Source organism: Paraburkholderia sp. EG286B, assembly GCF_040965655.1.
Lineage (GTDB): Bacteria > Pseudomonadota > Gammaproteobacteria > Burkholderiales > Burkholderiaceae > Paraburkholderia.
Window position 1 is genome coordinate 386,220 of record NZ_JBFRCF010000006.1, and the last position, 16,765, is coordinate 402,984.

At 60.4% G+C, this 16,765-nt stretch carries 13 protein-coding genes; 12 read left to right on the forward strand and 1 reads right to left on the reverse strand.

Annotated elements, in window-relative coordinates; translation table 11 throughout:
• The first annotated feature begins 13 nt into the window (after positions 1-13).
• From hutU to AB4Y42_RS15885, 6 genes are all read left to right on the forward strand, one after another.
• Positions 14-1,702: a urocanate hydratase gene (gene hutU / locus AB4Y42_RS15860; protein ID WP_368694751.1), complete on the forward strand. Its 1,689-nt coding sequence runs from the start codon at positions 14-16 to the stop codon at positions 1,700-1,702.
• Positions 1,699-2,379: a HutD family protein gene (locus AB4Y42_RS15865; RefSeq protein ID WP_368694692.1), complete on the forward strand. Its 681-nt coding sequence runs from the start codon at positions 1,699-1,701 to the stop codon at positions 2,377-2,379. The genes hutU and AB4Y42_RS15865 overlap by 4 nt, the downstream gene beginning before the upstream one ends.
• Positions 2,376-3,599: an imidazolonepropionase gene (gene hutI, locus AB4Y42_RS15870; RefSeq protein WP_368694693.1), complete on the forward strand. Its 1,224-nt coding sequence runs from the start codon at positions 2,376-2,378 to the stop codon at positions 3,597-3,599. The genes AB4Y42_RS15865 and hutI overlap by 4 nt, the downstream gene beginning before the upstream one ends.
• Before the next feature lie 41 nt (positions 3,600-3,640).
• Entirely contained in the window at positions 3,641-5,023 is a 1,383-nt protein-coding gene (locus tag AB4Y42_RS15875) for a formimidoylglutamate deiminase (RefSeq protein WP_368694694.1), read from the forward strand.
• Positions 5,024-5,056: 33 nt separating this feature from the next.
• Entirely contained in the window at positions 5,057-5,875 is an 819-nt protein-coding gene (gene hutG, locus AB4Y42_RS15880) for an N-formylglutamate deformylase (protein ID WP_368694695.1), read from the forward strand.
• A gap of 569 nt (positions 5,876-6,444) precedes the next feature.
• The gene (locus AB4Y42_RS15885; RefSeq protein WP_368694696.1) at positions 6,445-8,043 is read left to right on the forward strand and encodes a methyl-accepting chemotaxis protein; all 1,599 of its coding nucleotides are present in this window, start codon (positions 6,445-6,447) and stop codon (positions 8,041-8,043) included.
• Between the two features lie 399 nt (positions 8,044-8,442).
• On the opposite strand, the gene AB4Y42_RS15890 is transcribed toward AB4Y42_RS15885, so the two are convergent.
• Positions 8,443-9,804, reverse strand: coding sequence for an aminotransferase class I/II-fold pyridoxal phosphate-dependent enzyme (locus tag AB4Y42_RS15890; RefSeq protein WP_368694697.1), 1,362 nt, complete (start codon positions 9,802-9,804; stop codon positions 8,443-8,445).
• 492 nt (positions 9,805-10,296) lie between these two features.
• Here AB4Y42_RS15890 and AB4Y42_RS15895 point away from each other — a divergent pair, with 492 nt between their 5' ends.
• The 6 genes from AB4Y42_RS15895 to AB4Y42_RS15920 all read left to right on the forward strand — a co-directional run bounded on the left by AB4Y42_RS15895 (position 10,297) and on the right by AB4Y42_RS15920 (position 16,670).
• Complete coding sequence (locus AB4Y42_RS15895; RefSeq protein ID WP_368694698.1) at positions 10,297-11,199, forward strand: ABC transporter substrate-binding protein; 903 nt, start codon at positions 10,297-10,299, stop codon at positions 11,197-11,199.
• 152 nt (positions 11,200-11,351) lie between these two features.
• Positions 11,352-12,074 carry an amino acid ABC transporter permease gene (locus AB4Y42_RS15900; protein ID WP_368694699.1) on the forward strand — a complete coding sequence of 241 codons (723 nt, stop codon included), beginning with the start codon at positions 11,352-11,354 and terminating at the stop codon, positions 12,072-12,074.
• Between the two features lie 88 nt (positions 12,075-12,162).
• Entirely contained in the window at positions 12,163-12,930 is a 768-nt protein-coding gene (locus tag AB4Y42_RS15905) for an amino acid ABC transporter permease (RefSeq protein WP_368694700.1), read from the forward strand.
• Between the two features lies 1 nt (position 12,931).
• Positions 12,932-13,708, forward strand: coding sequence for an amino acid ABC transporter ATP-binding protein (locus AB4Y42_RS15910; protein ID WP_368694701.1), 777 nt, complete (start codon positions 12,932-12,934; stop codon positions 13,706-13,708).
• A 162-nt stretch (positions 13,709-13,870) separates the two neighbouring features.
• Positions 13,871-15,208: an MmgE/PrpD family protein gene (locus AB4Y42_RS15915; protein WP_368694702.1), complete on the forward strand. Its 1,338-nt coding sequence runs from the start codon at positions 13,871-13,873 to the stop codon at positions 15,206-15,208.
• Positions 15,209-15,446: 238 nt separating this feature from the next.
• Positions 15,447-16,670 (forward strand): enolase C-terminal domain-like protein, encoded by a 1,224-nt coding sequence (locus AB4Y42_RS15920; RefSeq protein WP_368694703.1) that lies wholly within the window; start codon positions 15,447-15,449, stop codon positions 16,668-16,670.
• Positions 16,671-16,765 lie beyond the last annotated feature (95 nt).

Below are 16,765 nucleotides of genomic sequence, written 5' to 3' on the forward strand. Positions count from 1 at the left end.
CAGGAGGAACATGATGAATCACCGGAAACACATTGATCCCCGACTTGACCCGACCCGGACCATCCGCGCGCCGCGCGGCAGCGAGAAGGTCTGCAAGACCTGGCTGGCGGAAGCCGCCTACCGGATGATCCAGAATAATCTGGACCCCGAAGTCGCCGAGCATCCGCATGCGCTCGTGGTGTATGGCGGCATCGGCCGCGCCGCGCGCAACTGGGAGTGCTTCGACCAGATCCTCGCGTCGCTGAAGGACCTGAACGAGGACGAGACGCTGCTGATCCAGTCGGGCAAGCCCGTGGGCGTGTTCCGCACCCATGCCGACGCCCCGCGCGTGCTGCTCGCGAACTCGAACCTCGTGCCGCACTGGGCCACCTGGGAACATTTCCACGAACTGGACCGCAAGGGCCTCATGATGTACGGCCAGATGACGGCGGGCAGCTGGATCTACATCGGCTCGCAGGGCATCGTGCAGGGCACCTACGAAACGTTCTATTCGGTCGCGAACCAGCACTTCAACGGCGACCCGAAGGGCCGCTGGATCCTCACGGGTGGCCTCGGCGGCATGGGCGGCGCACAGCCGCTCGCAGCGACGATGGCGGGTTTCTCGATGATCGCGGTGGAATGCGACGAGACGCGCATCGACTTCCGGCTGAAGACGCGCTACGTGGACCGCAAGGCGAAGACCATCGACGAGGCGCTGGCCATCGTCGAGGAAGCGAAGCAGACGGGCAAGCCGGTTTCGGTGAGCCTGCTCGGCAATGCCGCCGACGTGTTCGCCGAGTTCGTGAAGCGCGGCATCACGCCCGACTGCGTGACCGACCAGACGAGCGCGCACGACCCGATCAACGGCTACCTGCCGCAGGGCTGGACGGTGGAGCAGTGGCGCGAAGCGCAGAAGGTGGCGCCCGAATCCATCGTGAAGGTCGCGAAGGAGTCGATGGCCCACCAGGTGCGCGCGATGCTCACGCTACAGGAGCGCGGCGCGGCCACGCTCGACTACGGCAACAACATCCGCCAGATGGCGCTGGAAATGGGCGTGGAAAACGCGTTCGATTTCCCGGGCTTCGTGCCGGCGTATATCCGTCCGCTGTTCTGCGAGGGCAAGGGCCCGTTCCGCTGGGTGGCGCTCTCGGGCGACCCTGAGGACATCTACAAGACCGATGCGAAGGTCAAGGAACTGATCCCCGACGATCCGCACCTGCACAACTGGCTCGACATGGCGCGCGAGCGCATTGCGTTCCAGGGTCTGCCTTCGCGTATCTGCTGGGTGGGCGTGAAGGATCGCTACCGCTTGGGCCAGGCGTTCAACGAAATGGTCAAGAACGGCGAGCTGAAGGCGCCGGTCGTGATCGGCCGCGACCACCTCGACACCGGCTCGGTGGCGAGCCCGAACCGCGAAACGGAATCGATGAAGGACGGCTCGGACGCCGTGAGCGACTGGCCGTTGCTCAATGCGCTGCTGAACACGGCGGGCGGCGCGTCGTGGGTGTCTCTGCACCACGGCGGCGGCGTGGGCATGGGCTTCTCGCAGCACGCAGGCGTGGTGATCGTGGCGGACGGCACGCAGGCGGCGCACGAGCGTCTGGGTCGTGTGCTGCACAACGACCCGGCCACGGGCGTCATGCGCCATGCGGATGCTGGCTACGAACTCGCGCAGCAAACCGCGCGCGAGGCGGGCCTGAAGCTGCCGATGCTGGGCCGATGACTCAGGCAAACGAAATGTGTGCCGCGCGGGTTGCATTGTTGCGCGGTGCCGATCTGGTGGCGTCGCCGTGGAAGAACGGCGGCGGCGTCACGCGCGAGATCGCGGCGGCGCAAGCTGGTGCGATGGTGGAAGGTCCGGCGTGCGCGAGCGGGGCGGGCGCCGGACTGGACACCTTTGCGTGGCGAGTGAGTATCGCCGACGTCGCTCAAGCTGGACCGTTCTCGCGATTCGAGGGCGTGGACCGAACGCTCGTATTGCTTGAGGGCGCGGGCATGGTCCTTGAAGAGGCTGGCGCAGGCGCCACAACACGTACGCTCACGCAGCCGCTCGAGATCGCGAGCTTCGCTGGCGAAACGCCAATCGATGCACGGCTCGTGGCCGGCCCCACGCGCGACTTCAACCTCATGGTGCGTCGTACCTGTGCGCATGGCGACCTCACGGTTTGGCGCGGGGGAGACTTCGACGCACAGAAGGCAGACACGGTGTTGCTGTATTGCGTTCACGGTCCGCTCGAGGTCGCGCTGTCGACCGGAAGCCGGCATGCACTCGAAACGCGCGACACGTTGCGCATCGATGCTCCGGGGACCGTCAGCTGCACGCTCCAGGGGGAGGGTGGCGTGGTTCTCGCGATCCGGCTGCGCATGCGTGCGGGTGCTCAAGGTGCGACTCATTCATGAAACCGACCGTTTGGCATAACCTGAACCTTTGTCCGCATGGCGACCCGGACGTGACGATACTCGATGGGGCCATCGCGGTCCAGGATGACGGCACAATCGCCTGGCTTGGCGCGCAGCGCGACCTTCCCTCCCTGTACGCCGGCTGGCACCGCGAAGACCTGAAACGTGCGTGGGTCACCCCGGGCCTGGTCGATTGTCACACGCATCTTGTCTACGGCGGACAACGTGCAGATGAGTTTGCCCAGCGACTTGCGGGCGCAAGCTATGAGGAAATCGCAAGGCGCGGTGGGGGCATCGTCTCAACCGTGCGCGCGACACGCGCAGCGAGTGAAGAGGCGCTCTTCGCGCAATCGGCTGAGCGTCTCGAGGCACTCCTCGCGGAAGGCGTGACCGCCATCGAAATCAAGTCCGGCTACGGGCTCGATCTTGAAAGCGAACGCAAGATGCTGCGCGTCGCTCGTCGGTTGGGCGAGCGATATCCCGTCACGGTCTACACGACGTTTCTCGGTGCGCACGCGCTGCCGCCCGAGTTTGCCGGTCGCGCTGATGCCTATATCAACGAAGTCTGCGATCGTATGCTTCCGGCGCTCGCTGACGAGGGGCTCGTGGATGCCGTCGACGTGTTCTGCGAGCGCATTGGGTTCTCCCTGGCGCAAAGCGAGCGCGTATTCGAGGCAGCTGAGCGTGCGGGCCTGCCGGTCAAGGTACACGCCGAGCAACTCTCGAACATGGGCGGCACACAGCTCGCCGCACGATACAACGCGATTTCCGCCGATCACCTCGAATTTCTGGACGAAGCAGGCGTGCTTGCGATGATCGAAAGTGGGACGGTCGCTGTCTTGCTGCCGGGTGCGTTCTACTTCATCCGGGAGACGCAACTGCCGCCGCTCGATTTGCTGCGTCGCCATCGGGTGCCAGTCGCAGTGTCGACCGACTGCAACCCGGGCACCTCGCCGTGCACGTCATTGCTGACGATGATGAATATGGCCGCGACGCTCTTCCGGATGTCGGTGCCCGAAGTGCTGCGGGGGGTGACCGTACACGCCGCTCGCGCGCTCGGTCAGGCTGGCCGTCACGGCACGCTCGAAGCAGGGCGCCAGGCCGATTTTGCAGCCTGGCGGGTGCAATCGCTCGCTGAACTTGTCTACTGGTTTGGTCGACCGCTGTGCAGCCGGGTAGTCCGGGCTGGTCATACTGTCTACCAGATGCGAGGCGATTGAGTGATTCATCGCGGCCCGTCCAGTTGTCATCGGAATACACAATGAACAACACCCTTTTTGCAGAATATGCATGGTTGCCCGACGGCTGGCGTCGCAACGTTCGCCTTGAGTGGGACCGCGCCGGCACGCTGACACAGATCGAGGTTGACTCGTCGGCTTTGGGAGCCCCGTGCGCTGTTGGGCCTTTGCTGCCGGGCATGCCGAATCTGCACTCGCACGCGTTCCAGCGCGCTATGGCAGGACTTACCGAATATCGCGCCAACGCGACAGATACGTTCTGGAGCTGGCGCGACCTGATGTATCGCTTTGCCACACGAATCACGCCGGAGACGCTTGGAGCGATAGCACGATGGCTGTACATCGAAATGCTCAAGAGCGGCTATACCTCGGTGTGCGAGTTCCACTATGTGCATCACTTGCCGGGTGGCGGACGCTACGCCCGGCCGCACGAGCTCGCAGCGCGCGTGGTTGACGCAGCGACAGCGAGCGGAATCGGCATGACGATGCTGCCCGTGCTTTACCAGTACTCCGGTTTCGGCTCACAGCCGCCGCGTGACGATCAGGGCCGGTTCCTCAACACGCCCGAGGGTCTGCTTGGCCTGCTCGCATCGCTGCGTGCGGCATTGCCCGCCGACAGCTCCCGCGCATACGGCGTTGCGCCACACTCCCTGCGTGCGGTCTCGGAGCCGTCGCTGCGCGAACTGCTTGCTGGCCTTGATACGGTGGATCGCAGTGCACCGGTGCATATCCATATTGCAGAGCAGACAGCCGAAGTCGACGCATCAGTTGCGTTCTCGGGCGCGCGCCCGGTGGAATGGTTGCTGGATCGCTTTGATGTGGATTCCCGCTGGTGTCTTGTGCATGCAACGCACGTCAATCGTGCGGAAACCGCGGCGCTTGCGCGCAGCGGCGCCGTGGCCGGGCTAAGCCTGACGACTGAGGCCAATCTCGGGGATGGCCTCTTCCCTGCGTACGACTACCTTGGCGCGCGTGGGCGCATCGGTGTGGGCTCAGACAGCCATATCGCGGTCGACTGGCGCGCGGAGCTGCGACTCCTTGAATACGGGCAGCGGCTCCTGCGGCGCGAGCGAAACGTTCTCGCGTCTGCGGAGATGCCGCGGGTCGCTGACCGGTTGTTCGCCGCGGCACTCGATGGCGGTGCTCAGGCGAGCGGCCGCTCAGTTGGCGCGCTTGCAGTTGGGCGGCGCGCCGACTGGATGGTGCTGGATACCGATCATCCTGCTATCGCGGGCCACGGCCCCGACACGTGGCTTTCATCCGTGGTCTTCGCGGAGCACGGCGAAAGTGCTGTTCGTGACGTCTACACGGGTGGCGAACGGGTTGTACAGGACCGTGTGCATCGAGACGAGGATGTCGCCTACGGCGCGTATAAAGACGCACTCGCCGAGCTGTTGGGTCAGTAGCCAGGACTTAATATAAATCAGCAGGGGTTTCAAATGATCGAACGCAAGGATGTGCCAGTTTTCACTCTTCACCCGGGCAGGATTCCACTGCTTGTGTCGATCCCGCATCTGGGAACGTGCATTCCGGAGGACATTGCTTCGACGATGACGGACGTGGCGTCGCAAACGGACGATTGCGACTGGCACCTGGATCGTCTGTATTCGTTCGCGAAGCACCTTGGTGCGTCGATCATAACGCCGTCGTATGCACGCTACGTGATCGATCTAAATCGACCACCTGACGACGCAAACCTGTATCCGGGGCAGGATACAACCGGACTGGTTCCGGTTGATACATTCGACAGGAAGCCGCTTTATCTGGATGGTCAGTTGCCAGGAAGGCCGGAAATTTCGCGTCGGCGCGATATTTACTGGAAGCCGTACCACGAAGCACTTGTTGGCGAACTGGCTGCACTGAAACAACAGCACGGTGTGGTGCTGCTGTGGGAGGCACATTCAATTCGTTCGCAGGTACCTCGCCTGTTCGACGGCATATTGCCGGATTTCAACTTCGGCACTGCGGGGGGAGGGAGCGCAGTGCCTGGTCTCGCCGAAGAGATGGCAAAGATCGTCGAGGACTACGGGAGTTATTCAGTGGTCGCGAACGGTCGCTTCCGTGGAGGCTATATCACGCGAGAATATGGCCGGCCACACGAAGGCATCCATGCGATCCAGCTTGAGCTCGCGCAGCGAACGTATATGGACGAGGACTTCCCCTACGCATACGACAACAGTCGGGCAGCACTCATTGAACCGTTACTTGAGCGTCTCGTAAGCAGGGCTGTTGAAGCTGTGCGTGGCACGAACCGGTGAGTACGCCTTTTTGTTCAAACGTCCTTTCGGTCGCCGCATGGGCGGCGCCGAGGGCACTCTGATGAAAGCAGCTGGTTAGCACGTCAAGGTAAAGAAAATGGTATCCCGTGAAACTGGTATTCCTCAGTTCCGATCCCCGGACGCACCTGGGGAATTCGAGGCGCCGAGCGATCTGAACAAGACACGTGGGAAGTCCCCGTACGCATCGCTACTCCAGGTGCCCATGGCGTCGCTAGTGAGCAGCGTCAGCGATCGCGCAGACGTCCACTTCGCAGCAATTCTTGGCTACAACTAGGTCACAACGCCCAGGCTCCAGAGGAGAGAGTGCGCCTTAACGCTCCTGCTGTCAGCCTTGGCATGAACGGGGATTGATCGGGGCGGAGCAGGAAAGTCGGCGGCACGCATCGACGGGGGAAAGTGCGCCTGCGCGCCGACTGAGTTTCGATATAAATGAGCAATACGAAATATAGACTGTCATGTAACAGAGACTCGTTGCTATCGGGACAGCGAAGAGGACCATCGGGCTGAAGTATCAACAGGCTTCGCTCGCCGCGCGATCGCATACCACCATGTTGCTGCCGAAGCACACCAAGCTGTGCAAGGAAATAACAATGTTGCTTTCACGTCTTTCAATCAACGGGCGACTCGCCTCGGTGATGGCACTTCTGGGGATTCTGCTCCTGAGCATCGGAGCATTTGGCCTTGCCGGCATGGCGCTGAGCAACGATGCAAATCGTCGAACGTATTCCGAGCAGATGCCCAAATCCATCGCGGTCGGCGAAATGGCGATTGTGGTCGGAAAGCAACGCGCTTCGCTGGACCGGGCGGCAATTAATCCGGGGTCACAGGATGCCGTCAACATGTATGGCGAGGAGCGGGTGGACCGTGCCGCGGCGGCCAAGGCGTGGCGCACATACCTTTCGTTGTCACGGGACGCGGGTGAGGATCGCCTTGCCGCCAGGGTCACGAATGAATATGAAGCGGTCGAAAAGGAGCTGACGAGGTTTCGCAATGCCACGATACTCGGCAATCTGGATGAGATCGTGACACTGCTCTACAGTGTTGGGAAGACCTACTCGCAAATGCAGGATGCCGCGAACGCGCTCAAGACGTACCAGTATGAGCAATCGAAGCTTCAGTACGAAGCGAGCGAACGCCGATACAAGATGTTGCGGGCGGGTTGCATCGCTGCGATCGCGATAGGCGTTCTCGCGGCGCTAGGCGGCTGGTACTTCCTGGGCAAGGCAATCCTCGTGCCGGTGAATGAATGCATCACGCATTTTGAGCGCATCGCTCGCGGTGACCTGAGCCGCAACATCGACATCAGGAGACGCGACGAGATGGGGCGCATGCTTGAGGGGCTCGCCGGCATGCAGGATAGTCTGACTCGCACCGTATTTACCCTGCGTGAGGGGAGCAGCGCGATCGCGACGGCGACGCGGGAGATCGCCCAGGGCAACGCCGACCTGCAGGCGCGGACAGAGTCGCACGCGGCTTCCCTTCAGGAAACCGCGGCTAGTACCGAGGAATTGACGAGCACGGTCAGTCAGAACTCCGAGAACGCCCAGCGCGCGAGCAGCCTGTCGTCGTCGGCTCTGGAAATTGCGCGGCGCGGGCACGAGGTCGTTGCCAATGTGGTTACCACGATGAGCGAGATCCGGCACAGATCATCGGCTGTGTCCGAAATCTCGTCAATCATCGAAGGTATCGCCTTTCAGACGAACATACTGGCGCTCAACGCCGCTGTCGAAGCCGCTCGCGCCGGACCACAGGGGCGTGGTTTTGCTGTCGTTGCGGGCGAAGTACGCGTACTTGCACAGCGATCGTCGGCGGCCGCAAAAGAGATCAAGGATTTGATCCTTAGCGCAACGTCCCGTATTGAGGTCGGTTCCAGGCTTGTCAGCGACGCTGGCGATACGATGAGCGAGCTGATCGACGCGGTATCGCGGGTCCATACGATCATGTCCGAGATCTCAGCGGCGTCAAAGGAGCAGAGCAGCGGTCTCATGCAGGTTAGCGTCGCCGTCAGCGCAATGGACAAAGGTACCCAACTGAACGCGGCACTCGTCGAGCGCGCCGCCGCGGCGGCACGCGCGTTGCAGGACGAGGCCCAGGCGCTTGCGGAGATAGCGGCGGCGTTCAAGCTGCGCGAGGGCTCCGATACGTGAGATCGTGATGGGGTCGCGCCGTATTGTCGAGTCACCCGGCGCGACACGGCGTGTTCCCGGGTGACGTCTGGCGGCAACATTTAGTTGTCAAGTTCGGCGGGTTTCGATGGCCTCAGTCAATTCGTTCGCGGGCACGCGCTCGCGAACACCCGTACACGCAGCGAACTGGTCGTGCCCACAAGCGACTACCCCGGGGCCTCGTGGGTTTGCTCGTTCTGTCGCTATGCCCAGTCGATGACCGTTCACGTTCTCTGGGGACGATATGGCTCGATGCTCTTCGGTGAGGGCGTTGACCACGGCTCACGGTTGCGATGCAGACCGTCGCGTGAGGGCAGCGCCAGACGGTGCACCGCATGGGGTTAAGTGGGTCAACGGGTCGCAGGAAGTGGCAGGCTGCGTTTAAGGCTGTTCGGACCCGGGCTGATCTCTTGAATTCTGACCATCAAATGGTCCCGCGGCCTGAACCAGTGCGTTGGCGATCTTGGCCACGTGATCGGCGTCAATGGAAATGGCGACGCGGATATGTGGGCGGTGTGTAACCTGGAAGCGGGAGCCTGGCTGTACCGCAATCCCGCGTGCAGCAAGGGTTACCAGGGCATATTGCTGATCGCGAACTGGCAGCCAGATGCATAACGTTCCTTCGCCGGACACACTCAGTCCGCGCTCTTCGAGAGCGTCTGCCAGCCGCTTGCGTCTGACTGCATACGTGTCGCGAGCAAAGGCGACCTGGCGTAGTGCCTGCGGATCCGTGAGAAGCGCAGCCGCTGTACTCTGGAGGAGCCGGCTGGTCCAGCCCTCGCGAAAATTCCTGAGCGCCTGAATCTGGTCGGCAAAGGCCCCGGAGCTGGACAACACGGCCAACCGGAAGTCGGTTCCGAGCGACTTCGAGAACGTACGGATATGTACGGTGCGCTCGGGAAAGGCGCCTCCGAGGCTGAGTGGAGCGGCGCTCGAAAGTCCTGCCAGACCATCGAGTTCTACGATGCGCGTCGAGTTGCCAGCGAGGAGGCCGCGCAACTGGTCCAGCCTTGCGGCGCTGACGCGCGTGCCGGTTAGCGAGTGCGTCCCGGGCTGGTAGACGAACGCAACAGGCTGCTGTTCAAGGGCGGCAGCCAGCGAGTCCGGGCGCGGCCCGTGGCAATCACTTTCCACACCAATCGAGCGCGCGCCCAGCTTCTCGAGAACGTCGAATACGCGCAATGTCGTCGGATCCTCGATCGCGATCGAGCAGCCAGGGACGACAATAAGCTTCAGCGCGGTGTAGAGGCCGTCGTAGCCGCCATTGGTAGCGGTAAATACGCATTCGTCATATGGCCAGTCCGGCGCAACGGCATTTTTAAGTTCTCTCGATATGGATTCGCGCGCATAGCTATGCAGATTTCGGGTGCGATTCGCAAGGCTGAGTGCGCGGCTAACATCGGGCAGCAATTGGGGGTCCGGTGAGGCGAAGCGCAGATCGGCTACGACGTTCTCGCCGTAGTTTGCAAAGTCCTCGTACCGCGCCGGCCGCAGGGTCGTCTGGTCACCGAGTACCCACGTGCCGGTTCGGCCACTACCTCCCACCATGCGGAACGTGCGCAGTTCCTTCCACGCTCCGGATACGGTCGCAGGGCTTACCCCGAAAGCATCAGCGAGCTCACGAACCGGCGGCAACTGCGTACCGATGGGGACTCTCCCGCTACGAATGAGCTCGGCGACTTCCAGCGCAATGCCTCGCATCGTTCGGGAACTGATCTGCTCGACAAACGTCTGAAGATCCATCGGCGCCGATTATGTTCAATAACGAAAAAGATATTGTACATTTTTTTTGATAAACATATGCTTTGATCATGGTACCGGCGCAACAGGGCTGGCGCGTGAAAAGGCAGCAATATCGCCTGAATACGTGACCTCTCCACCGACGTCGTGTGATCAAAAAATCAATTCGGAGACAACTTGTGAAAACGCATCGCCACATCCGCCGGCTGTGCCACGTGCTGACGCTTTCGGGCGATTGGCGAGAAGCAGGTCGCGCAGTGTCGGGATCTTGCCGGCCCCAGTGCGTGTCACCCATGGCGTCCCGAAAGACAAACCCGCTCGTCCAGTTTGACTGATCTACCGTGCACTCGACGTCAGCCCGACCCAGCAGGATCATCGGGATCGAGACCACGTAGAGGCTTTTGGTTTCTTCCAATTATGCAGAGACGCCTCCTGGTGCTGAAACTCACCACGTTTCAACGGTGCCGTGGAGCGATCACAAGAAGAGGGATTTCCATGACTGTTCGTTCATGCGCAGTAGCCTTTAGCGCTTGCCTCGCTCTCGCAGGCAGCCTGACCTCGTTGAATGCTCGCAGCGAAGACGTGGCCGCCGGCACTGCATTCGACGTGAAGCTTGCGACCAAGGTCCAGAAGAGCGTTACGCCCTCAGTACGACTGGCGAAAGCTGGCAAGATTGTGATGTGTACGGAACTGGGCGATCCGCCCGGCGGCTTCCTGGCAGAAGACGGTGTGACGCCAAGGGGGTTCAACATCGATATCATGTCCGCCGTCGGTCCGGTGATGGGGATCAAGAGCCAGGTCGTCAACTATCCGTTCGCGGACATTTTCGCCGCACTCGATTCCGGGAAATGCGACGCGGTCATGTCGACTGACTCCAAGAGTCCAGCCCGGCTTGCGCGCTACAACTTCGTTTCCTACATGACCATCCGGCTGGGATTGATGGTCCCCAAGGGAAATCCCCTGGGCCTGAAGACCTTTGAAGACTTGTCTGGTCACCGCGCTGCCGTCCTTGTATCCAGTACCACTGAACGCCTCCTCAAGGCCACCAACGAGAAGCTGGTCGCTCAAGGGAAGAAGCCGATCGAGATCCAGTCGTACCCGCAAAATACGGTGGTATTTCGTCAGCTGGAACTCGGTCGGGTCGACGCGTTTGTGGGTGATGCCATGACGATCGGCTACTTCACGCATCTCATCAAGGACAAGTTCGAGGTCGGTGGACTTCCGGTTGAACCACTCACCATTGGCATCGTTCTGCGCAAGGATGACCCGGAGACAGAGAATGCTGTGCGCAAAGCCTATTTTGCGCTGTATGACAGCGGTTTTGTCGAACAGGCAGCGAAACGATGGGGAATGGCCGACCTGGTCGCCCTCTGTCGCGACGACAAGCCATGCTCGTGAAGAGCGTGTAGATATCCGGGGAGGACCATGCGGTTAGGATGACGAAGTCAGACCCTGCTTCACCAATGCAGCAGAGTTGGCATCGGTGGAACAGCGGTTTGAGGACCAGGGGCTGACTTACAATTTTCTTTACCAGTGAAGAGATTTCCGAAATGCATTTCGACGTAGGTTACTTTCTTGGTTTCGTCTTCCACCCCCCGCTTGCACTGTTGCGGGGGCTGCTGACGACGGTCTTGACGACATTCGTGTCCATGGCAATTGGCGTGGTACTCGGGCTGTTGCTGTCAGTGTGTGGTCTTTCTAGATGGCGCCTGCTTCGCTGGGTCAACAGCGCCTATATCTTTGTGTTTCGCGGGACTCCGCTCCTGGTGCAGGTTATCGTCATCTATTTTGGGTTGCCGTATCTGACCAATCTGAACCTGTTTCCTCAGGACGTGCAGCTGTTCGGCGCTATCTCTGTCGCTGGCGCCATCGTCGCGGGTGTCACGGCGTTCGCCCTGCACGAAGCAGCATACGTCAGCGAAATCGCTCGTGCCGCAATTGCGTCGGTGGATAGCGGGCAATGGGAGGCCGGCAGGGCTCTCGGGATGGCACCGGGGCTCGTCATGAAGCGCGTCATCCTGCCTCAGGCCGTCCGGATCATGTTGCCTCCGCTGGGCAATCAGATCAACGGGATGTTCAAGGCGACTTCCCTGTTGTACCTGATCGCCGTGCCCGAGATGCTGTTCATTGCTGACGCCATCCAGTCGGTGAACTACAAGACGATTGAGGTCTATCTCGGTGTCTCCATTTATTATCTCGCGCTTACAACCGCATGGGGATTCGTTCAGGACATGCTGGAGAAGCGATACTCAAAGGGGTTCAGCGCGATATGAAATCAGGATCGGTGACTTTTGTTGATCGTTTCGTTGAAGCGCCGTTGGTTTGTCGTGGTCATGGAGACTCAGTCGTGGAGAAGCATCTGTGAATTTCGATCTACATTACTTCCTTGAGCTGGTCTTCACGCCACCTCCACAGCTGCTTTACGCAGTCTGGATAACCGTTTCAGTCACCTTGACGTCAATGACGGTCGGGACAGTCGTTGGTCTGTTGCTTGCGCTATTCGGCTGCAGCCGGCTGGGGAGCCTGAAGGGGCTCAACCGGTTCTATGTGTGGTTCTTCCGGGGCACGCCGGTTCTTGTGCAAATGTTTCTGATCTACTTTGGCTTACCCTCACTGTTTGGCGTCGACCTTTTTCCCTCAACCATACACACGCTGGTATTTTCGATCAGCGGCAGTATTGTGGCGGGCATCCTCGCGTTTAGTTTGCACGAGGCGGCACACATGAGCGAGATTACCCGGGCTGGCATACGATCGATCGACAAGGGGCAGCGGGAGGCCGCGTTGGCCCTCGGCATGTCAGGCTCGCTCGCCATGCGCAGAGTCATTCTTCCACAGGCAATCCGCACGATTATTCCTTCGCTCGGCAACCAGTGCAACCTCATGTTCAAGACGACTGCATTCCTGAGCGTTATCGCGGTACCGGAACTGGTGCACGTTGCTGACAACCTGCGCTCGAGCAACTTCAAGACCTTCGAGGCGTACGCCGCAATCTCTGTCTACTACCTGCTGCTCAGCGCAGCGTGGATGTTCTTTCAGCGGTGGATCGAAAAGCGTCTGTCCTGGAGCGCACGCACGGTGAAACAGAAGCTTGACGATAAAACCGCAACCCTCTTGCAAATGGAGAACTGATATGCGCGAAGGTCGAACTGCGCCGGCCGTGGAGCTGCGCAACGTGAGCAAATCCTTTGGCACCCTGAAGGTGTTCGATCATGTCTCGCTGACCGTTGAACGTAACGAGACCGTGGTGATCATCGGCCCGTCAGGTTCAGGCAAGACGACGCTCATCCGCTGCATAAATCACCTTGAAGAAATTGAGGATGGCGAGATCTTCGTTAATGGATCACTCGTCAGCCATCGAATTCTCGGGAACAGGAAGGTTCCCCTTAGCGAGAAGGAGAAGACGGCAACACGCCGTAATGTGGGGATGGTTTTTCAGCGATTTAATCTGTTCCCCCATCTGACTGCACTGCAGAATATTATCGAAGCGCCGATGCATGTACTGAAGCAGACGCGGCAGGAAGCAACGACGCACGCGCTGGCGCTGCTCGAACGTGTGGGGCTGGCCGACAAGAAGGACCAGTATCCGGCTCAATTGTCCGGCGGACAGCAGCAACGTGTCGCGATCGCTCGTGTGCTCGCAATGAAGCCGGATATCGTGTTGTTCGACGAACCGACCAGCGCGCTGGATCCGGAAATGGTTGGCGAGGTCCTGGCTGTGATGAAGGAGCTGGCGAACAACGGGATGACCATGGTCGTTGTCACTCACGAGATGGGATTTGCCCGTGAGGTAGCAGACCGTGTCATCGTCATGGACAAGGGCGCCATCATTGAAGATGGCCCTCCCGATCAGATCTTCTCGAAGTCGACCAATGCGCGAACCGTGTCGTTCCTGAAGCGCGTTGCCTGAGAGCAACCAGGTTGGATGCCGGCGACGCTCGTCCTGGGCCGAAGGTCTCGATCGGCAAACGCCTTTTGCGCCTCAAGTGTCTGACGTAGAAGGTGGATTCATTGCTCGAGATCCTTTTCCAGAATTTGTCACCTCGTAAATCGACGCAACGAAACGAACGTCATGGCTATGTCCGCCACCGCTCGCCTTTCTGAATTCATCTTCAACGTCCGCGCGTTGCCCCCGGACGTTGTCGAACGCGCCGCGCTTCATATAGCCGATACCCTGGCGTGCATCTACGCCGGGTCGGCATCACATGCCGCTGCTCTACTGACGCAGGTCTCCGTGCCCTCCGAAGGAAACGGGCGAATTATCGTTCCCGGGTTGGGCGCCTGGAATGATCCAGCGGTAGCCGCAATGCTCATGGGTGTGTGTGCTCACGCGGACGATTTCGACGATACAAGTGAGTACTCGATGAACGGCCATCCGAGTGCGCCTATCGTGAGTGCCCTGGCAACGACGGCGAGCGTGACCGGCGCGAGCGGCGGGGACGTGATCCGCGCATATGCCGTTGGAGTCGAAGTGGCGTGCAAGCTTGGCAGTGCGCTGGGCGCCGCGCATACCCGCCGCGGCTGGCATACGATGTCGACGCTCGGCACGTTAGGGGCCACAGCAGCCGCGGCTAATCTGCGCGGACTTGACGCCGTTCAAGTGGAGCATGCGCTGGGGATAGCGGGTTCTTTTGCTGGTGGCTTGCTTGGCAACACAGGAACGATGACCAAGGCTCTTCATTGCGGCCGCGCCGCCCAGGCAGGATACCTGGCCGCGGCGCTTGCAGAGCAGGGGTTTACGGCGGGCACAGACATTCTCGAAGTGAAATCGGGGTTTCTGGATACCTTGACTGACCGATCGCTGGACCAGATTGATTTGCCCGTATTGGGAAGCGACTGGGAACTGATTTCACCTGGGCTCGCGGTGAAGCTTTATCCATGCTGTAGTTGCACTCACCTGGCGATCGATGCGGCCATCGATATTCATCGTCGCCGCGCTTTCAATCCGTCGCGTATCGAGCAGGTCACCTGTTCGGTACGCGAGGAGTGCACTCACTATTTGCGATTTCCGAACCCGACGTCGGGCATCGAAGCCAAATTCAGTATGAGTTACGCGGTAGCCGTTGCATTGGCACGTGGCAAGGTTTCACTGGACGATTTTGAGACATCCGCGCTTGATCGCGTTGATATTGCGACGCTCATGCCGCGAGTGCGCATGGTTACGGCATCGAAAACTATGGCAGCAGGCAACGTCGAGGTCGTTCTGACGGACGGAACGCATTTGAGCGCTTGCAAGGTCAATCCCCGTGGTTCCCCGGAGGATCCACCGACCTGGGACGACATTTTCGGGAAGCTTCGGGACGGTACCGCGCGCGCGACACCATCTACCTCATTTGATCGGGAAGCGCTTTTCGCCCAGATTCGGGAGATGCACCGACAGGCTCAGTTTGCCGATCTCCTTCGCGCATAGCTAGAGAGACTATAGGGCCCGACGGCGTTGCAACCAGGTCAACCTCGCCGCAACTCGCCGATTCGGTCGGCACCGCCGCCACGCGTCGATGGGGAATGGTCTGGCGGCGCTGCGCTGGGGTTGCGAGACGTGCTATCGGACCTCTGCCCGCGGCATCGCAGTGGGGTTGTGTCATGCGGACCGGCGCCCAGTGTCGTTTCGACCGAACTGAGCCCGCACGCCAAAGGGAACATCATTCATGAAGATCGTTTCGATCGACTGCTTCGAAATCCGAATACCTTATCGCCGAAAGCTCACTGCAGGTTCGGGGCTACCGCATGGCGCACATTCGGTGATAGTGAAGGTTCAGACGGACTACGGAATTGTCGGCGCAGGCGAGGCGTCGATGCCGGGTGGCCCCGTCTGGAGCGGGGAATCTGCTATGACCGTGCTGTCGATCATCAAGGAGTACCTCGCGCCCGTCCTCATCGGACGCGATCCCTGCAGAATTTCCGAAATCGCGGCCACTATGAGAAGGGCGGTCCGCGGGAATCCGTTCGCGAAGGCGGCGATCGAGATGGCATGCTTTGACATCCTGGGAAACGCACTTGGCGTTGGAGCTGCGCAATTGATCGGGGGGCAGCACCGCGACAAAGTCCCGATGGTCTGGTCGCTCGACTCCGGCGTTGTCGAGCAGGAAATCGAAGAGGTCCTTGACGTCAACGAGAGACTCGGTGTTCGTCTGTTCAAGGTGAAGGTTGGCGCCGCTTGTCCCGCAGTCGATCTGGAGCGTGTTGCCAGGCTGGTTCGCAATGTTTCGCCCGCGTTTGAATTCCGGCTTGATGCCAACCAGCGCTGGAACGAAATGACCGCTGCATGGATGCTGCCGCGCCTTCGTGAACTTGGCATCACTGCCCTCGAACAACCTTTGCCGAGCTGGGACCTCGCGGGAATGGCCCGTCTCAGGCATCAGGCACAGCTTGCGATAGTGGCGAACGACTCTGCGATGAACGCCAACGAGGTCATGAACGTCATCCTCTCCGCGGCGGCGGACATGATTGCACTGAAAGTGGCCAAGTCAGGTGGGATACTCGGAACCCTGCAAAGCGCCCAAGTCGCAGATGCTGCCGGTCTTTCCTGTTACTTGGACTGCATGACAGAGACCGGCCTTGGAACCGCCGCATATCTACAGACTGCGTGCGCGCTTAAAGACATGAGGCATGGCGCTGCGCTGCCTGGGCCGCTGATGTTGAGCGAAGACATCATCAAGTCCCCGATCGAATATCGTGACGGGTACGTGGAACTGCCAACCGGCGACGGACTTGGTGTACAGGTCGACTGGCACGTAGTCGAACGGCTCTCGGGATCACACGCAAATTGCGTCAGTTCGAGGAAATTGAATAGGCGAATGTCGGATGAACGACGAGCCGACGACGTGATTGACGATCACACGGACACCCTTGCGACAACTGCTCCGGTGTAGAGCGGTGAGCAGGTAGGGGTCTTTCGTGCAGGCACGATATATGGCCATCACTGCAATTGCGAAGCACGGCGCAACAGGGTGGCTTGCGGGCCTCT

What these genes read in the sequence shown, in the direction of transcription:
- hutG (WP_368694695.1), top strand. Translation starts at nt 5,057, where the DNA reads ATGATCGAACGCAAGGATGTGCCAGTTTTCACTCTTCACCCGGGCAGG.
- AB4Y42_RS15920 (WP_368694703.1), top strand. Translation starts at nt 15,447, where the DNA reads ATGAAGATCGTTTCGATCGACTGCTTCGAAATCCGAATACCTTATCGC.
- AB4Y42_RS15890 (WP_368694697.1), bottom strand. Translation starts at nt 9,804, where the DNA reads ATGGATCTTCAGACGTTTGTCGAGCAGATCAGTTCCCGAACGATGCGA.
- AB4Y42_RS15895 (WP_368694698.1), top strand. Translation starts at nt 10,297, where the DNA reads ATGACTGTTCGTTCATGCGCAGTAGCCTTTAGCGCTTGCCTCGCTCTC.
- hutU (WP_368694751.1), top strand. Translation starts at nt 14, where the DNA reads ATGAATCACCGGAAACACATTGATCCCCGACTTGACCCGACCCGGACC.
- AB4Y42_RS15910 (WP_368694701.1), top strand. Translation starts at nt 12,932, where the DNA reads ATGCGCGAAGGTCGAACTGCGCCGGCCGTGGAGCTGCGCAACGTGAGC.
- AB4Y42_RS15885 (WP_368694696.1), top strand. Translation starts at nt 6,445, where the DNA reads ATGTTGCTGCCGAAGCACACCAAGCTGTGCAAGGAAATAACAATGTTG.
- AB4Y42_RS15875 (WP_368694694.1), top strand. Translation starts at nt 3,641, where the DNA reads ATGAACAACACCCTTTTTGCAGAATATGCATGGTTGCCCGACGGCTGG.
- hutI (WP_368694693.1), top strand. Translation starts at nt 2,376, where the DNA reads ATGAAACCGACCGTTTGGCATAACCTGAACCTTTGTCCGCATGGCGAC.
- AB4Y42_RS15900 (WP_368694699.1), top strand. Translation starts at nt 11,352, where the DNA reads ATGCATTTCGACGTAGGTTACTTTCTTGGTTTCGTCTTCCACCCCCCG.
- AB4Y42_RS15915 (WP_368694702.1), top strand. Translation starts at nt 13,871, where the DNA reads ATGGCTATGTCCGCCACCGCTCGCCTTTCTGAATTCATCTTCAACGTC.
- AB4Y42_RS15865 (WP_368694692.1), top strand. Translation starts at nt 1,699, where the DNA reads ATGACTCAGGCAAACGAAATGTGTGCCGCGCGGGTTGCATTGTTGCGC.